The organism is Aquibium pacificum, from assembly GCF_040839445.1.
GTDB classification, from domain to species: Bacteria; Pseudomonadota; Alphaproteobacteria; order Rhizobiales; family Rhizobiaceae; genus Aquibium; species Aquibium pacificus.
In genome coordinates, this window is the sequence record NZ_JBDPGJ010000005.1 from 555,576 (window position 1) to 569,832 (window position 14,257).

Consider the following 14,257-nt stretch of genomic DNA (forward strand, 5'->3'; position numbering starts at 1 on the left):
CCCTTTGAGAGAGCCGCTCACCTCCATCACCCGCATCGCGCGCCGCGCCTCCGGCACCCGCGCGGCCGCACGGACGCTGCCGGAGGAGACGCCTGTCGCGCTTTCCTATGCGGGAACCACGCATGCCGTGATGATGGCCTCGCCGGCCGACCTGGAGGATTTTGCAGTCGGGTTCTCGCTGACCGAGGGCGTGATAGCCTCACCCGGCGAGATCGAGACGATCGAGATCGAACAGGCGGGCGAGGGCATCGACATCCAGATCCGCCTGGTGGATCGTGCCAACACGCGTTTCCAATCCAGGCGCCGTCGCCTTGCCGGACCCGTCGGCTGCGGGCTCTGCGGCATCGAATCGATCGAGGAGGCGATGCGGTCGGTAGCGAGTGTCGCCGGCGCGAAAATCTCCTTCTCCGCGGCCGATATCGTGCAGGCCGTCCGTCTCCTGTCGAAAGCCCAGCCCATGCATGCCGAGACGGGAGCCGTCCACGCCGCGGGGTTTTATGTTCCGGGAAAGGGCATCGTGGCCGCACGCGAGGACGTCGGCCGCCACAACGCGCTGGACAAGCTGGCGGGGGCGCTCGCGCGGGCCGGCATCGACGGCATGCAGGGCGCGGTGGTGATCACCTCGCGGGTTTCGGTCGAGATGGTTCAGAAAGCGGCCGCGATCGGATCGGCGGCGATCTTTGCGGTTTCGGCGCCGACCGCGCTCGCGGTGCGAACCGCCGATCAGGCTGGCATGATGCTGGTCGCGCTGGTGCGCGGCGACGAGTTCGACGTGTTCGCTCACCCCGAACGCCTGAAAGGTGGAGACGCCCAGAATGTCGCATGACAAGACCGCGCGGATGGCGAACCAGATCGCCGCCTTCTTCGCATCTAAGCCGCACGACGAAGGCGTCGCGGGCGTCGCCGAGCACATCAACAAGTTCTGGGAACCGCGCATGCGCGCCCGGCTGTTCGTCATCTTCGAGAGCGAACCGGACGTGCTGCACGAACTCGTCCGCGCGGCGATGCCATCCATTCGGCCGGTCCCGGCGGAAAGCGTCGGCGGCTAGAAAGTCAGAGGCTGGCGGAATATCACCGGACTTGCGGCCAGATCCTGCCCGGTCCGGGCGGAAATGGTGGGCGATGACAGGCTCGAACTGCCGAATCTGTCATCGAGAAGTGATCTAAGTCAATGTTATTTAAGGAAAAATAATAATTGCATAACTTCTAATATGTAACACTGTAACGTGCGAAAAATTGACACCCTTGCGCTCCAAAAATAGGGCGACTTGGCGCGCTAAGTTCCCCAAACATGAGGGCGAAATGGGGGCCAGGTGCGGAGTCGTTCGAGAGAGACGAGATCCCGTTCGAATATCAGTGCGCTCCAGGCCTTTTTTTTTTGATATCATATCAGACGCTTTCAGTGTATAATTCCCACGTTGGAGGGACATCCAGAAAGTGGACAAGACTTTTTATCAAATAGTGAACAATGCAGAGAGTTTTTTTGACGCGGCCGCCCCCCGGGCTTCGGCAGAAGACACTAGCGATGACGGTAAAGCGGTTGTCATTTATTTGATTCCAGCGGTGGTGTGTCTAGCATTATCGGCGGAGTTGTTCCTAAGGGCTATTATTAGAAGCGAGACACTACAAAACGCTTGCGGGCATAAACTTAGTTCGCTATACAGTGAACTAAAAGCTCAGACGAGAGAAATAATATCTCAAATTTATTCGAAAGAATCAAACGGGAGCAGAGAAGATCTACAAAAAATACTCAACAGTAATGACGATACATTTATAAAATACAAGTATTATTTTGAGTCAGGCGTATCAGAAGAAGCAAATTATCAGGATTTACATTATCTATGCATTGCCTTGCGCAAATATATTAAAAACTATCTGGTCGATGTTCCGTTATCCGCTGTAGATACGATTTAGTCCTCGGACATCGGCGGTCGGTGATGCTCCCGGAAATCAGCCGGTCGATCGTTCAAGAGATTGAGCGTCGTTATTAGGAACTGTTGAAGGTCGGATACCGCGTCGGAGTGAGCGCGGAAGGGCGTAAGCGATGTCTGCGCTTCAATAAGCGCGGTGCCTAGCAACCCGACCTGCCGCTCGATTCGGTCCAGATGGAAGCCGCTGATCTGGTCGTGCCTCTTTCGGCGTGGCATGTCCTAGTCTCCAGTCGGCGAGAACAAAATAGGAACAAATACCTCGAGCCGTCAAGCTGGCGGTTGGTATAGTTTGCATACCCTGAAACTCGAGATAGGGTGCATTCAGGAGTTTTGGGGGAATGGAATGCACGTGCAGGATGATATTGTCTCGAGCTTTCGCGAGGCGCAGTCCAAGCTTGTAGTGCAGACAGCCGACCTTCCGCTGGGGACGCTGGCAGGCATGGTAGATACACGAGCCATCGACCTTGAGCCTGGGTTTCAACGAAGGGAGCGATGGTCCACTGAAAAACAAGCCGCGTTAATCGAGTCGTTCCTGCTGAATGTTCCCGTTCCGCCGGTATATCTCGCAGAGGAAATGGATGGAACATATACCGCAATCGATGGGAAGCAGCGGCTCAGAGCGATCGCTGATTTCATTTCCGGAAAGTTCGCCCTGCGGAGTATGGAGCGACTCCGTTCTGCTGAAGGCGTTCGGTTCGGTGATTTGCCTAGTGAAGTCGTAAACTCGCTACGCTTGCGCCCATATTTACGAGTTGTGACACTGTTAAAGCAGACGGATCCCCTGTTGAAGTATGAGGTGTTTTTGCGTCTGAATCGCGGTGGGGAAGCATTAAACGCGCAAGAGATTCGGAACGTAGCGTTCCGCGGCGACTTTAACGACAGAATATACATTCTATCCGAGAATCACTTTCTCCGCCATCAATTGAAGATAGAGAATACACGATCAGCGGCTTATAAGGAGATGAGCGACGCTGAATTTGTATTGCGGTTTTTAACTCTGCGCGAGCGATTCGAAAACTTTAGTGGCAGCCTAATCCGTGAAATGGACGACTTTATGCGGCGAAAGCAAAAGGCTAGTAGTGAAGAGATTGAGAAGTTGAGTCATCTCTTTGTGGATGCGATCGGACGATGTGAGCGTATCTGGGGAAATCTCGCATTCAGGCGCCCAGAAGGGCAGGGCTGGCGCGATCAAACTCTTGCCGGAATGTATGATGCGCAGATGATTGCCGCATCCGAGGTTACGGAGGAAGTAGTTGAAAAAGCGGAATCTTCGAAGCCGCAGGTCAAGCATGCTACCAGACAGTTATTCTCTGACCCAGAATTTGATAAGGCGGTGAGAACCGGGACAAATACCCCTCAACGCATTCGCTACAGGATAGGCAAGATGCGAGAACTGCTCGAGGCGGTCTAGCATGCCTTATTATAGACAAGAATACTACTCTGCAATTCAACGTATGTTAGAGCTTACTGATAATATATTGCTTCAGGATAAAATGCCTATCGATGATAAGCACAACGTTGGCGCACGAATACTTCGGCACGGTCTTGCGGTATCAGCTTTTGCTCTGTTGGAAAAGTATACTAGATCAATATTTGATGCAATGGTTAATGATATGAACAATTCGACATTACTCTATCACGAATTCCCGGATCGATTGAGGAAATTTATCAGTGTTGACGCGATCGGTGGGCTTAATAACACGTTGTATTTCATCAAGGATGATTTGGCGAAATTTGCGTTCGTGGATACGCATTTGCCTCGGTTGTCCGGCTATGCCTCTTCCACCCCAACATACACTGCCTTCGGATTCAGCAGCAGTGGTTCGAACGTCGGACACGATGACATTAAGAAGGGGTTTGCTGCATTTGGCCTAACCGATGCGTGGGGCAAAATGAGCCTTATAGCGAGTGACATCGGTGGTGGAACGTTAAGTTTAGAGAACGAATTCAGAGGACTGGCACGCGCGCGACATATGTCAGCGCATGAGCCTGCAAGTAACATTCCGACTACAACCTTACAATCTCATCTCAAGGCGGCTATCCTTTTAGGTATTACCATCGATATCCTCGCAAGCGATTTAGGTGGCGCGATAAGAAACTGCGGGAAGAAGGCAGATTTACCTATTGTGGTTTCTGCCGTTGCACATTCGTATCGTTTTTTGGATGAACAAATAGATGGCAGCTGGCTCGAGAGAGCGAGCGCGGCTGGGAGAGGGGTTAAGCGGCTTCCAGACAAGGATATGGCCGTTCAGAGTGCGCTACAGCGGAAGAGTTCATCGCACATCGTTGTTCGAGATGCCGCCTCGTTCCCTAGGGAGTTAATCAGATGAAGCATGAAGATGAACGTAATCATGTTTCTACACCTGCGAAGTGGAAGCTTAATCCCTTACCGGTGCGAACTCGAAGAGGGGTCATTCCTGCGGATAGGGGAACAATTGACCAACGACACGTGCTAGAGGTGAAGACGCAGCGCGGTCTGCCGGAGGTTTTCGTCGACGTTGATGAATTGCTTCAGCGATGGCAGGTGGATTACCCATCGAATGAAATAGGCGCGGCCTAAGCCGCGCCTGCATTCCGAACTGCGTCAATATGTTCTACACGGTAGCCTGCAAAAATGATGAGTTCTTCTCGCTACGGAGGACGACATCAAACTGGCCTTCTGAAGCCAGCACCAGCTTGCGCAATCCTTCAAAGTGCTTGGGAAGGTTCTTCTTCAGGAAGTTGATAGCTCCGAGTGCCGCCTTCTTCCGCCTTTCCATCGCTACCGCCCTATCGGCGTCTTCCTGCTTTCGCTTCTGTTCCGCGCGAGCTTCAGCCTTCTTTCGCTTCGCCGCCTGCTCCGGCGTCTCCTTCTGAAGCCGGCGCGCCTCCGCCTTCTTCTTTGCCTCTTCAGCCCTTGCCTTTGCGATGCGTTCCTTGATCTCCGCCGCCGATGGAATAGTGCCCTTCTTGATCTCTTCGACAACGGCGGGGGGAACGCTGGCCGGCGTGCTCTTCGCGGCGAGACTATAGATCGCCGTCGGCTGCAAAACCGCAACGCTTTCGTATTCGGCGGCGAGTGCTGCCGCGCTCATGTAGTTCTGTGCCGTGCGCTCCGACCATCCGAACTCCTGTTGGAGCCACCCGGTGAAGCTTCCGTGACCGAGCTTGTCCTTCACCGCCAGCAAGTCCTTGCCGGTATCGATGATGCTGCCATGCATGCGCTTCCGGATGCGATCGGCCGTCTCGCGGGCTTCATCCGCGATATCCGCATCAACGCCCTGATACCACGTGCCGGAAGATACTTGAGCGGGCAACTTCGCCGAGGGCACCGTCGGGAGGTTCTTCACTTCGACAGGAGCGGGCTCCGGTTGCATGTCGATCTTGGTCACGACTTCGCGGAGGTCCAGGTCCGCGAGTTCTACGCTGAAGTCAGTCATGTCCTCATTCTCCTTTCAGTTCCCATTGTGGCAATTCCCAGCGGACCCGCTTCTTCAGCCGGTCGCGCATCCTGTTGAGCCGGACAAGCTCTTCAAGAATCTCACGGCGTTTGTCGGGTGTGGATCCATCGGCGAGGGCGTGAAGACGCTCTTCCTCGCGCTCGATCGCATCCACCTTGTAAGCATTGATGATGCCGGCGAGCTCAGCGGCGGCACTCATTAGTGTTCCGACCATCACTTCCGCGCGGCCAATGGACTTGGCCTGGCCGTGGTAGGTCTCATTGCCGGGATCGCCCCTTTCGATCTCGCCTGAGAACGATGCGGGACCGGAGTCATCATCGAAGGAGGGCGGTTCGATACCGGCGATGTCGAGAGCCGTTTCGAAGCTCATGGCGTCGCCGCTCTCACCATAGAACTCATAGAAGGGCCGTGCAGCGAAAGCGCGCACAAGATCGGGTGCGCGCTTCTGCATCTCCTTCCGTCTCTCATAATGGCGTTTCTGTCGTTCGGCGTTGGTGAGCGGCATTGCGATCTCCTTCAGTATTGCAGCCGTATGCCACATAGCGCGTTAGCGTGTCAAGCTGAATCTAACGATAACGAAGCTCGCGCTGCTGAAGATGTTCCGCCCGGCGCTTTCTTTGCACTCGCCGGCCAGATGCCGCCGATCTCTCCGAGCACGAAATGCACCTGATAGTCGGCTGGCTCGCCGGTGACCGGACAGGGCTCAAGGGTGAGAAGCGCCCGGACAAGCGCGTGGTAAATGTGGTCCGGAAGGTAATGGTCCAAGTGGTTTCCCCCATGCAGTGAGTTGCGGGGATTCCTTGAATCATTCGTGAGTCGCTGTAAAGCAGAAAAGTAGAAGAATATGATTTAACAAGCATCACATAACTACGTTCTTACTTATTTCGTGGGGCAAAATAGTGAGATAACCTCATTCAACCGGGAAGTATAAACTTCCTCCGCCAAGCTACGAACCTCATTCACTGCGAAATACCAGTCACCATTGATAGGCCGGGGAAGGGCTTGAAAGCGGGGAGAGTGCGGACGAACGTGGAAGCGGTTTTTCACCATGTAGTTCACCCAACCCACGTCGGGCGCACCGCCCCGCGTCGTATGGACTTGATGCTGCCGCGTGTGCTCCCATTCGCCACCGGCAAACCTCATGGCCTTCCGGACAAGCGCTAGCTCTTCCTCACTGGCGGCGATTTCGCCGTGAGTATGGGGACGGGTTCTGTTATCCGTCACGTCAAAGGCGAACCAGAAGTTCGGACGATAGCCGAGCACGTCCTTCAGGTTTCGGGACATACGATCCGCAAGCCACTTCGCCGACTTGGGCTCCTGACGAACCTGGGCTTCCACTTCCCGGGAGAAGTTCAGCGTAAAGCCGCGTAGCGGGCCGCTGAGACGCAGGGCGTGATGAAACCACTCGAACCTCCACACGTCACTTAGATCGCGCCACGGGGCCGGCGTGTGATGCTGGGGAAGACCGGGCGTCGGAACTTCATAGGGACGCCAGAAGAGGTCATTCTCGGCCTGACGTTCGGGCGTGAGGTATTCGGGGTAGTAGGTGAGTGAGGATGTGGACGCGTGAGCTTGAGCAGGCGAGGGCGAGTGAAGCTGTAGAGGTGTAAGGGAGGGCTGTAGCGGTGTAGGGGTAGAGGTGGGAGAAGCTGCCCCACCACCTACAGACCTACTAACTGAAGTCCTCTCCGAACGGTCGAGCGCTTCAACATCCGCGAGCCCTTGGAACATATGGCGGAAGCGGGCATCCCGGTAGGGCGATTTCTGCCGCCTGCCGTTTGCCTTTTTGTCAACTTTCGCTGAGCTGAGGGAGGTAGGAATATTTTCCGAAGCGGGCTGCATCCCGTGCGAAGAAGCGCTATATGCGCACATGTGAAGTCTCCATTGAGACCGGTCGCCGTCGGGAAACTGTGGCCGGTCTTTTTCTGTGTCAGATACAATATAGCGGCCGAGCCGCTGGGATGCTGATCAGACTTCGCGATTTTGCAGATCCCACATGGACGCCCAAATTCGCCGGTCGATCGAAAGCACACCGGCCTCGCCCGAGATTGTGAGTGGTCAAACTTTCCGGGCGAGCGTAAAATATTGTGTGGTCCTAAAGCCCCAAGGATCGCCCGCTGGCGGCAGAAATCGCCTTTCACTACAAGCTGCCGCCGGCAGGGGCACTTACCGGGTGACGCGATTGTTCAAGAGGTTCCCTGGCCTCATTTGCGTGCGAATCTCTGAGATCACCACGCCGCGCATCGTGTTCTCCAATTCCTTCGCCATCTTCTTCGCAAGGTCGGCGTTCTGTTCCGGTGTCCCGGCTGAGCCGTTGACCGTAATCGGCGCATTGATTTCGACAGACGGGGCGATGTTGTCATTGCCGGCCCTCAGCATGCGGGGGAGGCTTGGCGCGTCCTCACCGACGTAGCCGCCGGATGCGAAACCCGGCAGTCGATTGTCATTCACCGCCTCAAGCAATGCCCGATGCCGGCGCGTGGCAGCGGCGTTCACGACAAACTCGCCGTCGCTCAGCATCGCCGGAATGCTGTCTGATGTGGACGTGCCGGGGCCGAGCACGTGACCGCCACCAGCGAGCCGCTTCACCTTCGGCGCATGCTGTTTGGCATTCACTTCGCCGCCAGTGGCGAAGCCGAAGAACGAAAGCAGCCATTGAAAGAAGCCGCCACCGCTGCCGCCAGCGCCGACGTCTTTGACGGTGAAGAGTGCGTCCAGAAGCTCATCGAAGATTCGGTCGCTCAGCCGGCCAATCGCGTTGCCGAGCGCTTCCAACGGCGGGACTCCGCTGAGAAGGTCTTGCCGAAAGCCGGAGATGAACTCCCGCGTCACGTCGGCCATCGACTGCATCCGCTCCCGTTGTGTCTCAAGGGCGGTGCATTCTTGATAGATCGCTTCGTTCAAGGCGATGATGCGCTGCCGCTGCTCATCGGTCGCCGCCGATCCGGCGCGTCGTGCCGCTGCCGCCGCACGCTGTTCCTGTTCCGATGCGCCGACAAGGCGAAGCTCTTCCTCAAGCTCAGCGATGAGATCGGCGACCGCCTGCCGCTCGCGTGCGGCGCTGTCTGCGCTTGCCGATCGCGTGGATGCCGTCCTGCCGCCGGTGCGCGTCCGGGGAGGGGCTGGCGGCATTGCCGGCGGTGTGGCGGCAGGCGTCTGCTCCGATGCCTTCCGGCGCGCTTCGATCACGCGAAGGATTTGTCCTTCGGTCTCGCCGAGCGCGGCCCGCTCAGCCTCAAGGGTGGCGATCTGCTCTTCGTAGTCGGGCGCAAAGGGATTGCCCGGAACCGCGTCCCGCTGCTCACCGCGAAGCTTCAGAATCCGGTTCTCAAGGTCGAGCCGCTGTTTGCCGATCGTGGCAAGCTGGGAACCGAGCGTCGCCGCCTGCTGATTATCGAAGTCGCGGAAGCTGTCGATGAACCGCTGCAATGCCGTCGTAGCTTCCACGATAGCCGCCTTCAGGTTCGTGCTGACCGTCGTGGCGATCATCCGGAACCTCCGGTCAACCTCATCGGCGCGCGCGATCACCTCATCGCTCAGCACGATGCCGAGATCGTTTGCGGCGTCGATCTGATCGCGAAGGGCGCGCTCGCCTTGTTCGATGAGTTGCACGAAACGCTCGCCGCCGGTGCCCCCGAAGATTTCGTCGGCAATGCGTATGCGTGCCGCCTGGTCGAAGCTTTCGAGCTTGCCGATGATTTCGGTGAAGAGCCGGGATGGGTCTTTCAACTTACGCTCAAGATCGGCGGCCGAATAACCGAGCCGCTGGAATGCCTCAGCCGCCGGGCCGCTGCCGGTGACGATCCATTCGTCGGCGCGAAGATTGAGTTCCTTGATGCCGTCGACCATCGCATCAACGTCGATCCGGTTCTGCTCGGCGACGAACTTGAGTTCCTGAAACGCCTTCACGTCCAAGCCGGCGCGGCGAGCTTCATCGCCGATCTCGGCAATGCCCTTCGCCACGTCGGCGAGCCGGCCGGCAACGCCGATCACGCCGCCGGCAGCAAGTCCGGCGAGCCCGGCTTTCATGGCGGTGCTCATTCGCGCCGTGGCAGCGCCCATGGTTCGTTCTAGCCGATCGCCGGACTCCTTTGCGCGCCGTTCAATCCGGGTGAACTGCTCACCGGAGACACGGCTTGCGCGGAGGAAGTTGCGTTCGAAGTCCCGAACCCGGGCTTCCAAGGCGACGACAAGTCTTTCTTCATCCGTGGGCATGGCGGTTCCTAAGCTGCAAGCATGTCTTCGAAGTCGTCGGTGTCATAGATCGACCGGGCGTTGTCGTTCGCAGCGATAGCGCGTCCGACGGCCATGGCGGCAGCGACCGCCCCGTCAATGCGATCGAAGCGGGTTGCCTTGTGCATCCGCACAAGGCCGGTATCGCCGCGCGTGGCGACCACGCTGTCAATGTGGTGCCGGAGGATCGGGTGCCCGTCGTGGCGGATGCGCCGGCCGTTGACCGTGCGCTCAAGGTGGCCGATCGCGGGGCCGAGCGTGAGCGGTCCCTGCCGGAACTCGATTGCCGGAAATCCATCCGCGGCGAGCCGCTGCATTGTCATGCGGGCAAGGTGCGGATCGAAAAGGATCTCCGAAACTGAGTAGGTCGCGCACAATTCGCGAAGATGCGTTTCGATCATCTCGGGTTCGATCACCGGGCCGTCGACGGCAGTTAGGAAGCCGGCGTCCTTCCACACGACATAGGGGACGCCATCGCGTTTCGCGCGGCCGGCGAGATCATCGCCGGGAACCCAAAACCAAGGATGGATGGCCACGCGGCCGTCCGGATGCCGCCACGCTGCAACAACGGCAGCTAGGTCCCCATTCACGGCCAAGTCCACGCCGACGTAGCAGGGCAGGTCTTCCAAGTCGGCGAGATCGAAGTGCGGATCGCGCCCGGCGTCATAGACGGCCATATCGAACAGCGGATCACGGGAAGCCGCTTTCCAGATGTTCAGGTTGAATTGTTCGAAGGCGTGGCGTTCGGCCGGCCGGTGCTCCGCTTCCTTCGCCTGAGATCGCATGGCGTGAAGGTTGGGGAAGCCGTGCTTCAGGCCAGGATTGACGCGGTGCCAAACGTCTTCATCCTGCCAATTGTCGTTCGCGGCGGCTTCGAAGATGATCGGCAGGAAGGCCGGGTTCTCGATTTCGCCAGAGGCCACCTTCCGGGCGTAGTCGTATTGTTCGAAGCCGATGTTTTCGTTTCCACGGCCGGCCGTCGTGGCGATCACCATCAAGGTGTTGCTGGTCTTCACGAGACCGGACTTGAGCGCTTCCCAAAGGTCGCGGCCTTTCCAGACGTGGATTTCGTCCACGAGCACGAAGGCGGGCGTCTTCCCATGCTGCGCAGCGCCGTCGCTTGAGATCGCTTGTAGCGATACATTATCGGGTTTGAAGACGATCTTCTTCGCGCTGTTGTGGGCGTCATAGATGCGCGTGGCCGCGACAAGCCTCTTGTCCATGCGCACGATGTTCGCAGCCTCGCGGAAGCCGAGTCCGGCTTGCTCGCGATCGGACGCGGCAAAGATCACTTGCCCGGCGCGAACCCGTTCCGGACCGATCGTATGAAGAAGTGCAAGAGCTGCGGCGAGGCTGGTCTTCCGGTTGCCGCGTGGGATCATCCAGAAGACGGTTTCCACCACGCGCCGACCGTCCGGGTGGCGGGGACCATAGATGCGCCGGACGATCCGCTCTTGGAAGTCGAAAAGCTGGAATGTGCTCTTCGGCGCAGTGCTCGCCGGGTGCTTCAGGCGGCGAAGGAATTCAACGGCACGCTCGCCGTAGCCTAGCGGATCATCGATCGGGCTCCCGTCGAATATCCATGCCGGATAGGTGCTCGCCATCACCGCACCGCCAACGGATTGTCATCTTCATCGTCGGCGGCTTCCATAATTGCGGCGCGCGACCGTGCCGATGGCGTCAAACCAAGCTCGCCAGCGCAGCGGAGTTGCTGTTGCTGGGCAGCGGTGAGGATGCCGACGGCGGAGTGGCGCCTCCCGTTCGGAAGCACGTAGCCTTCGGCCTGAAGAAGCCGATGCATCTCGCGCATGGTGCCGGTAGCGATCACGAAGTTCTCGAGCACGGCGAGATCGGCGATCGTCAGCACCCTGCGCTCATCGATGAGGATCGGAGCCACGCGCCGCCACTCCGCTTTCGCATCCTTGGACAGATACGACGGCGGGGAGGGAATTTTCGTGACCGGGGAGGTGCCGGCAACGATCGTGGAAGGTTTCAGGCCGCGCACTATCGAACCCGTCCACAACGAATTTCCAAACTGCGTCGGCGACCTATTTCGTTGATCGAGAGGATATCGTAGGATATCCCACTATAGACGATCCGGTCGGGGGCAGCGACGCCGGGAAGGTAACGAACGCGAAAGACGATCGAACCTTCTTCGGCGGTCCCGTAATTTGCCGTATGATCCGCGAGCGAAGCGTTCACCAGTTCCGCGCGCACGCTGGCAACATTCGTCCAAGCGACGACAACAGCACCCGAATCCGCAACCGTTTCGGTTTTCCGTTCTATGGTGATGATGCGATCAAGCTTGCCGGCGCGCATCACAGTCTCCATCGGACAACAGCTTCGATCTTCATGACGCCATGCCCGAACTGGGGATCAGGGTCGCGCGGGAAGATCGCGTGAGTAACGGCGAACGCATCAAGCTCGCCGCCGCTCATCGTCGGCCATGTGAAAAGCGCATTCTGGACGGCGAAGGTGATCGTCTTCGCCGTGTCAGCGCCGGCTTCGATCGCCCAAACATGCAGGTCGAGATTGACGCGCGCGCTGTATTGGTTGCCGGCGGCACGGCCAAGGAATTCCGTCTGCGCTCCCGCCATGATGATCGAAGGGAAGTCTTCCGGGCGGGTAGGGCCGGTCCGAACTTGATCGGCGGCGACATGCGCCATGACAGCCGGCGCGGCTATTAGGTGCGCTCGGATGCCAGCCTGAAGGGCAAGCGACGGTTCGATCACGTGCGCCTCCAGTAGTCGCGAACTGCTTTAGCAACAGCGCGTTTTGTCCGGTTTTTCACTTTCTTCTGTAGGAGCCGCACTGCCGGCCAGAAGAACGGCTGCGCGTCATGGCGTGCTGTGCCGTATTCCTGAAGGTGTGGATAGCGAACTTCACTGTTGCCGGCTGTCACAAGCACCTCCAACTCGCCGGCGATACGTGCGCCGCCGGGTTGCGAATAGGCCGGGGTCGACTCGCCGGGGAGGGTGACGGCGATCGAAGCCTTGAGGTCGCCTTCGTCTTCAGGTGCCAGCGTCCGCATCGTGTCGGCGAGTTCTTCGCCGGAACGCTCAAGGGCCGGCAAGACAGCCTTGCGAACCTCCTGTGGAATCGCTTCTATGCGGCGTTGCAGCCGCGCAACTTGGGGGGAAACGGCCATGGCTAGATCGTCCAGACTCGGAAAGGACGGATCAAATCGATCACGCCGAAGGGAAGCTCAGCCGCCGACACCCCCACAAGGGTCGCTTCCCGGTTCTCATACAGATGAGCCGCAAGCTGTAGCGCAGCTTCCACAAGCGCAGCCGGGACGGTCTGAAGCTCGCCGATCGGCTCGCCGACATATGCGGAAATCCAGCTTTCTGCGGCAGCTATTTTCCGATCGAGCAAAGCATCGGGTTCGAAACCGGGCTCAAGATTGAGGTGCTGGCGAAGGTCTTCGGCCGTCGCGATCATCGGGAAACCTCGATATTAGAAAAATCTGTTTCGGGTGTCTCTTGCGCGTTGCTCCCCGCGCCGGTCCCCTTGGAAGCCTCCAAATCGGCAACCGCCCCCGGTAGGAGGCTGAGCAAGTCGGGGAGACGATCGCCCGGCTTCGTTCGCATTGGCTTGGCGACAGCAACGTGCGGCTTCATCCCGCCGCGTAGCCTTGCCATGATCATTTCGGGCGTAATGCCGTAATCGAGTGCCCATTCGAGGATCGACTGAGTGATGCCGCCAACGGTAAGAAGGTCGGTGCGTCTCATGGCCGGCGCTCCGCTGACTGAAGCGGGCCGTCGTGGCAGGGCTTGCATGCGGGACGCCAGTGCCGACGGTTCCAGAATAGCGCGATGTTTCCGCGATGCGGGATGGAATGATGCACCACCGTGGAAGGGGCGCCGCAACGGAAGCAAAGGGGATGCGCTGCTAGGAAGTCGGCGCGTGCGTGTTCCCATTCGACGGTGTAGCCGCGTTCCCGTGCCGAAGGCCGGCGGCGATCATGGCGAGCCTTGCGCGCGCGATCGGCCTTGACTTGGCATTCGCAGCGCTCGCCGGCCGGAATAATCTTCTGACAAGCGCACAGGCGGGAATATGGCATTACCGTTTCCCCCGCATGGCGTTCGCCTTAAGCGTGGCAAGGCCGCTGAGAACCTGCTCTTCGCTCACTTCCTCGCGCGGATCGTGCTCATCCAGCTTGCCGAAGATTGCGGTGAGAAGGGCATTGCGCTGAGCAATGAAGCCGCTTTGTGCGGCTATGATCTCGCGCGGCGTTGCCGCCCACGCCTGATCTGGCGTCCAGCCGAGCCAACCGGTTGCGATCTCGAATAGCTGTTCGAAGTAGTCGGTAAGGGTGATCGGGGTCTTCGCCGCTTCGGCTTCTTCCTCATCGTCTCCAAGGCCGATGAGGATGGCGAGAAATTCGATGAGCGCCGGCCGGAGGAATTCGAGTTTGAGCGTGCCGTTTGCGCCGATCTCACGTAGGAGCTTTCCAACGGTCTCTTCATCGTCAGCGACTGCGAGAATATCGGCGATGATGCCGACGTTTCCATCGTTGACGCCTTGCAGCACTGCTTTGAAGCCGTGCTTCTGTTCCAACAGATATGCGGCTCGCAGCGACGGGCGAAGGGTAGCCTTCGCGCCGTCAACCGTGATCGTGATCGGGGGAGATGCGAGCCGCATGATCTTTGA

General features: G+C 58.5%; 17 protein-coding genes. 5 read left to right on the forward strand and 12 right to left on the reverse strand.

Going from position 1 to position 14,257, the window contains the following annotated elements:
- The first annotated feature begins 4 nt into the window (after window positions 1-4).
- The 5 genes from fdhD (at window position 5) to ABGN05_RS23155 (ending at window position 4,261) form a co-directional block, all read left to right on the forward strand.
- Window positions 5-826 (forward strand): formate dehydrogenase accessory sulfurtransferase FdhD, encoded by an 822-nt coding sequence (gene fdhD / locus ABGN05_RS23135; RefSeq protein WP_367956406.1) that lies wholly within the window; start codon window positions 5-7, stop codon window positions 824-826.
- A complete protein-coding gene (locus ABGN05_RS23140; protein ID WP_367956407.1) occupies window positions 816-1,049 on the forward strand; it encodes a formate dehydrogenase subunit delta in 234 nt (77 codons plus the stop codon). The genes fdhD and ABGN05_RS23140 overlap by 11 nt, the downstream gene beginning before the upstream one ends.
- Window positions 1,050-1,437: 388 nt before the next feature.
- Complete coding sequence (locus tag ABGN05_RS23145) at window positions 1,438-1,914, forward strand: hypothetical protein (protein ID WP_367956408.1); 477 nt, start codon at window positions 1,438-1,440, stop codon at window positions 1,912-1,914.
- Between the two features lie 360 nt (window positions 1,915-2,274).
- On the forward strand, window positions 2,275-3,342 hold the full coding sequence (locus ABGN05_RS23150; protein WP_367956409.1) for a DUF262 domain-containing protein: 1,068 nt from the start codon (window positions 2,275-2,277) through the stop codon (window positions 3,340-3,342).
- 1 nt (window position 3,343) lies between these two features.
- Window positions 3,344-4,261: a hypothetical protein gene (locus tag ABGN05_RS23155; protein WP_367956410.1), complete on the forward strand. Its 918-nt coding sequence runs from the start codon at window positions 3,344-3,346 to the stop codon at window positions 4,259-4,261.
- Window positions 4,262-4,525: 264 nt separating this feature from the next.
- Here ABGN05_RS23155 and ABGN05_RS23160 read toward each other — a convergent pair whose 3' ends face one another.
- From ABGN05_RS23160 to ABGN05_RS23215, 12 genes are all read right to left on the reverse strand, one after another.
- The gene (locus tag ABGN05_RS23160) at window positions 4,526-5,350 is read right to left on the reverse strand and encodes a DUF3102 domain-containing protein (protein WP_367956411.1); all 825 of its coding nucleotides are present in this window, start codon (window positions 5,348-5,350) and stop codon (window positions 4,526-4,528) included.
- A gap of 4 nt (window positions 5,351-5,354) precedes the next feature.
- The gene (locus ABGN05_RS23165) at window positions 5,355-5,876 is read right to left on the reverse strand and encodes a hypothetical protein (RefSeq protein WP_367956412.1); all 522 of its coding nucleotides are present in this window, start codon (window positions 5,874-5,876) and stop codon (window positions 5,355-5,357) included.
- A 374-nt stretch (window positions 5,877-6,250) separates the two neighbouring features.
- Window positions 6,251-7,243 carry a hypothetical protein gene (locus ABGN05_RS23170; RefSeq protein ID WP_367956413.1) on the reverse strand — a complete coding sequence of 331 codons (993 nt, stop codon included), beginning with the start codon at window positions 7,241-7,243 and terminating at the stop codon, window positions 6,251-6,253.
- A 294-nt stretch (window positions 7,244-7,537) separates the two neighbouring features.
- Complete coding sequence (locus ABGN05_RS23175) at window positions 7,538-9,586, reverse strand: phage tail tape measure protein (RefSeq protein WP_367956414.1); 2,049 nt, start codon at window positions 9,584-9,586, stop codon at window positions 7,538-7,540.
- An 8-nt stretch (window positions 9,587-9,594) separates the two neighbouring features.
- A complete protein-coding gene (locus tag ABGN05_RS23180) occupies window positions 9,595-11,208 on the reverse strand; it encodes a terminase large subunit (RefSeq protein ID WP_367956415.1) in 1,614 nt (537 codons plus the stop codon).
- Entirely contained in the window at window positions 11,208-11,609 is a 402-nt protein-coding gene (locus ABGN05_RS23185) for a phage terminase small subunit P27 family (protein ID WP_367956416.1), read from the reverse strand. The genes ABGN05_RS23180 and ABGN05_RS23185 overlap by 1 nt, the downstream gene beginning before the upstream one ends.
- Complete coding sequence (locus ABGN05_RS23190) at window positions 11,609-11,923, reverse strand: phage head closure protein (protein WP_367956417.1); 315 nt, start codon at window positions 11,921-11,923, stop codon at window positions 11,609-11,611. The genes ABGN05_RS23185 and ABGN05_RS23190 overlap by 1 nt, the downstream gene beginning before the upstream one ends.
- Window positions 11,923-12,336, reverse strand: coding sequence for a DUF3168 domain-containing protein (locus tag ABGN05_RS23195; RefSeq protein ID WP_367956418.1), 414 nt, complete (start codon window positions 12,334-12,336; stop codon window positions 11,923-11,925). Before ABGN05_RS23195 ends, ABGN05_RS23190 begins: the two co-directional genes overlap by 1 nt.
- Entirely contained in the window at window positions 12,333-12,752 is a 420-nt protein-coding gene (locus ABGN05_RS23200) for an HK97-gp10 family putative phage morphogenesis protein (protein ID WP_367956419.1), read from the reverse strand. Before ABGN05_RS23200 ends, ABGN05_RS23195 begins: the two co-directional genes overlap by 4 nt.
- Window positions 12,753-12,754: 2 nt before the next feature.
- Entirely contained in the window at window positions 12,755-13,045 is a 291-nt protein-coding gene (locus ABGN05_RS23205) for a head-tail connector protein (RefSeq protein WP_367956420.1), read from the reverse strand.
- A complete protein-coding gene (locus ABGN05_RS23210) occupies window positions 13,042-13,335 on the reverse strand; it encodes a hypothetical protein (protein WP_367956421.1) in 294 nt (97 codons plus the stop codon). Before ABGN05_RS23210 ends, ABGN05_RS23205 begins: the two co-directional genes overlap by 4 nt.
- 331 nt (window positions 13,336-13,666) lie before the next feature.
- Complete coding sequence (locus ABGN05_RS23215) at window positions 13,667-14,248, reverse strand: phage tail assembly chaperone (protein WP_367956422.1); 582 nt, start codon at window positions 14,246-14,248, stop codon at window positions 13,667-13,669.
- Between the last annotated feature and the right edge of the window lie 9 nt (window positions 14,249-14,257).

Excerpts from the sequence above, each read along its gene's own strand:
- ABGN05_RS23155 (WP_367956410.1), top strand. The coding sequence starts at position 3,344 with ATGCCTTATTATAGACAAGAATACTACTCTGCAATTCAACGTATGTTA.
- ABGN05_RS23160 (WP_367956411.1), bottom strand. The coding sequence starts at position 5,350 with ATGACTGACTTCAGCGTAGAACTCGCGGACCTGGACCTCCGCGAAGTC.
- ABGN05_RS23140 (WP_367956407.1), top strand. The coding sequence starts at position 816 with ATGTCGCATGACAAGACCGCGCGGATGGCGAACCAGATCGCCGCCTTC.
- ABGN05_RS23170 (WP_367956413.1), bottom strand. The coding sequence starts at position 7,243 with ATGTGCGCATATAGCGCTTCTTCGCACGGGATGCAGCCCGCTTCGGAA.
- ABGN05_RS23205 (WP_367956420.1), bottom strand. The coding sequence starts at position 13,045 with ATGATCGCGACGGCCGAAGACCTTCGCCAGCACCTCAATCTTGAGCCC.
- ABGN05_RS23215 (WP_367956422.1), bottom strand. The coding sequence starts at position 14,248 with ATGCGGCTCGCATCTCCCCCGATCACGATCACGGTTGACGGCGCGAAG.
- ABGN05_RS23210 (WP_367956421.1), bottom strand. The coding sequence starts at position 13,335 with ATGAGACGCACCGACCTTCTTACCGTTGGCGGCATCACTCAGTCGATC.
- ABGN05_RS23165 (WP_367956412.1), bottom strand. The coding sequence starts at position 5,876 with ATGCCGCTCACCAACGCCGAACGACAGAAACGCCATTATGAGAGACGG.
- ABGN05_RS23180 (WP_367956415.1), bottom strand. The coding sequence starts at position 11,208 with ATGGCGAGCACCTATCCGGCATGGATATTCGACGGGAGCCCGATCGAT.
- ABGN05_RS23150 (WP_367956409.1), top strand. The coding sequence starts at position 2,275 with ATGCACGTGCAGGATGATATTGTCTCGAGCTTTCGCGAGGCGCAGTCC.
- ABGN05_RS23175 (WP_367956414.1), bottom strand. The coding sequence starts at position 9,586 with ATGCCCACGGATGAAGAAAGACTTGTCGTCGCCTTGGAAGCCCGGGTT.
- ABGN05_RS23190 (WP_367956417.1), bottom strand. The coding sequence starts at position 11,923 with ATGCGCGCCGGCAAGCTTGATCGCATCATCACCATAGAACGGAAAACC.
- ABGN05_RS23200 (WP_367956419.1), bottom strand. The coding sequence starts at position 12,752 with ATGGCCGTTTCCCCCCAAGTTGCGCGGCTGCAACGCCGCATAGAAGCG.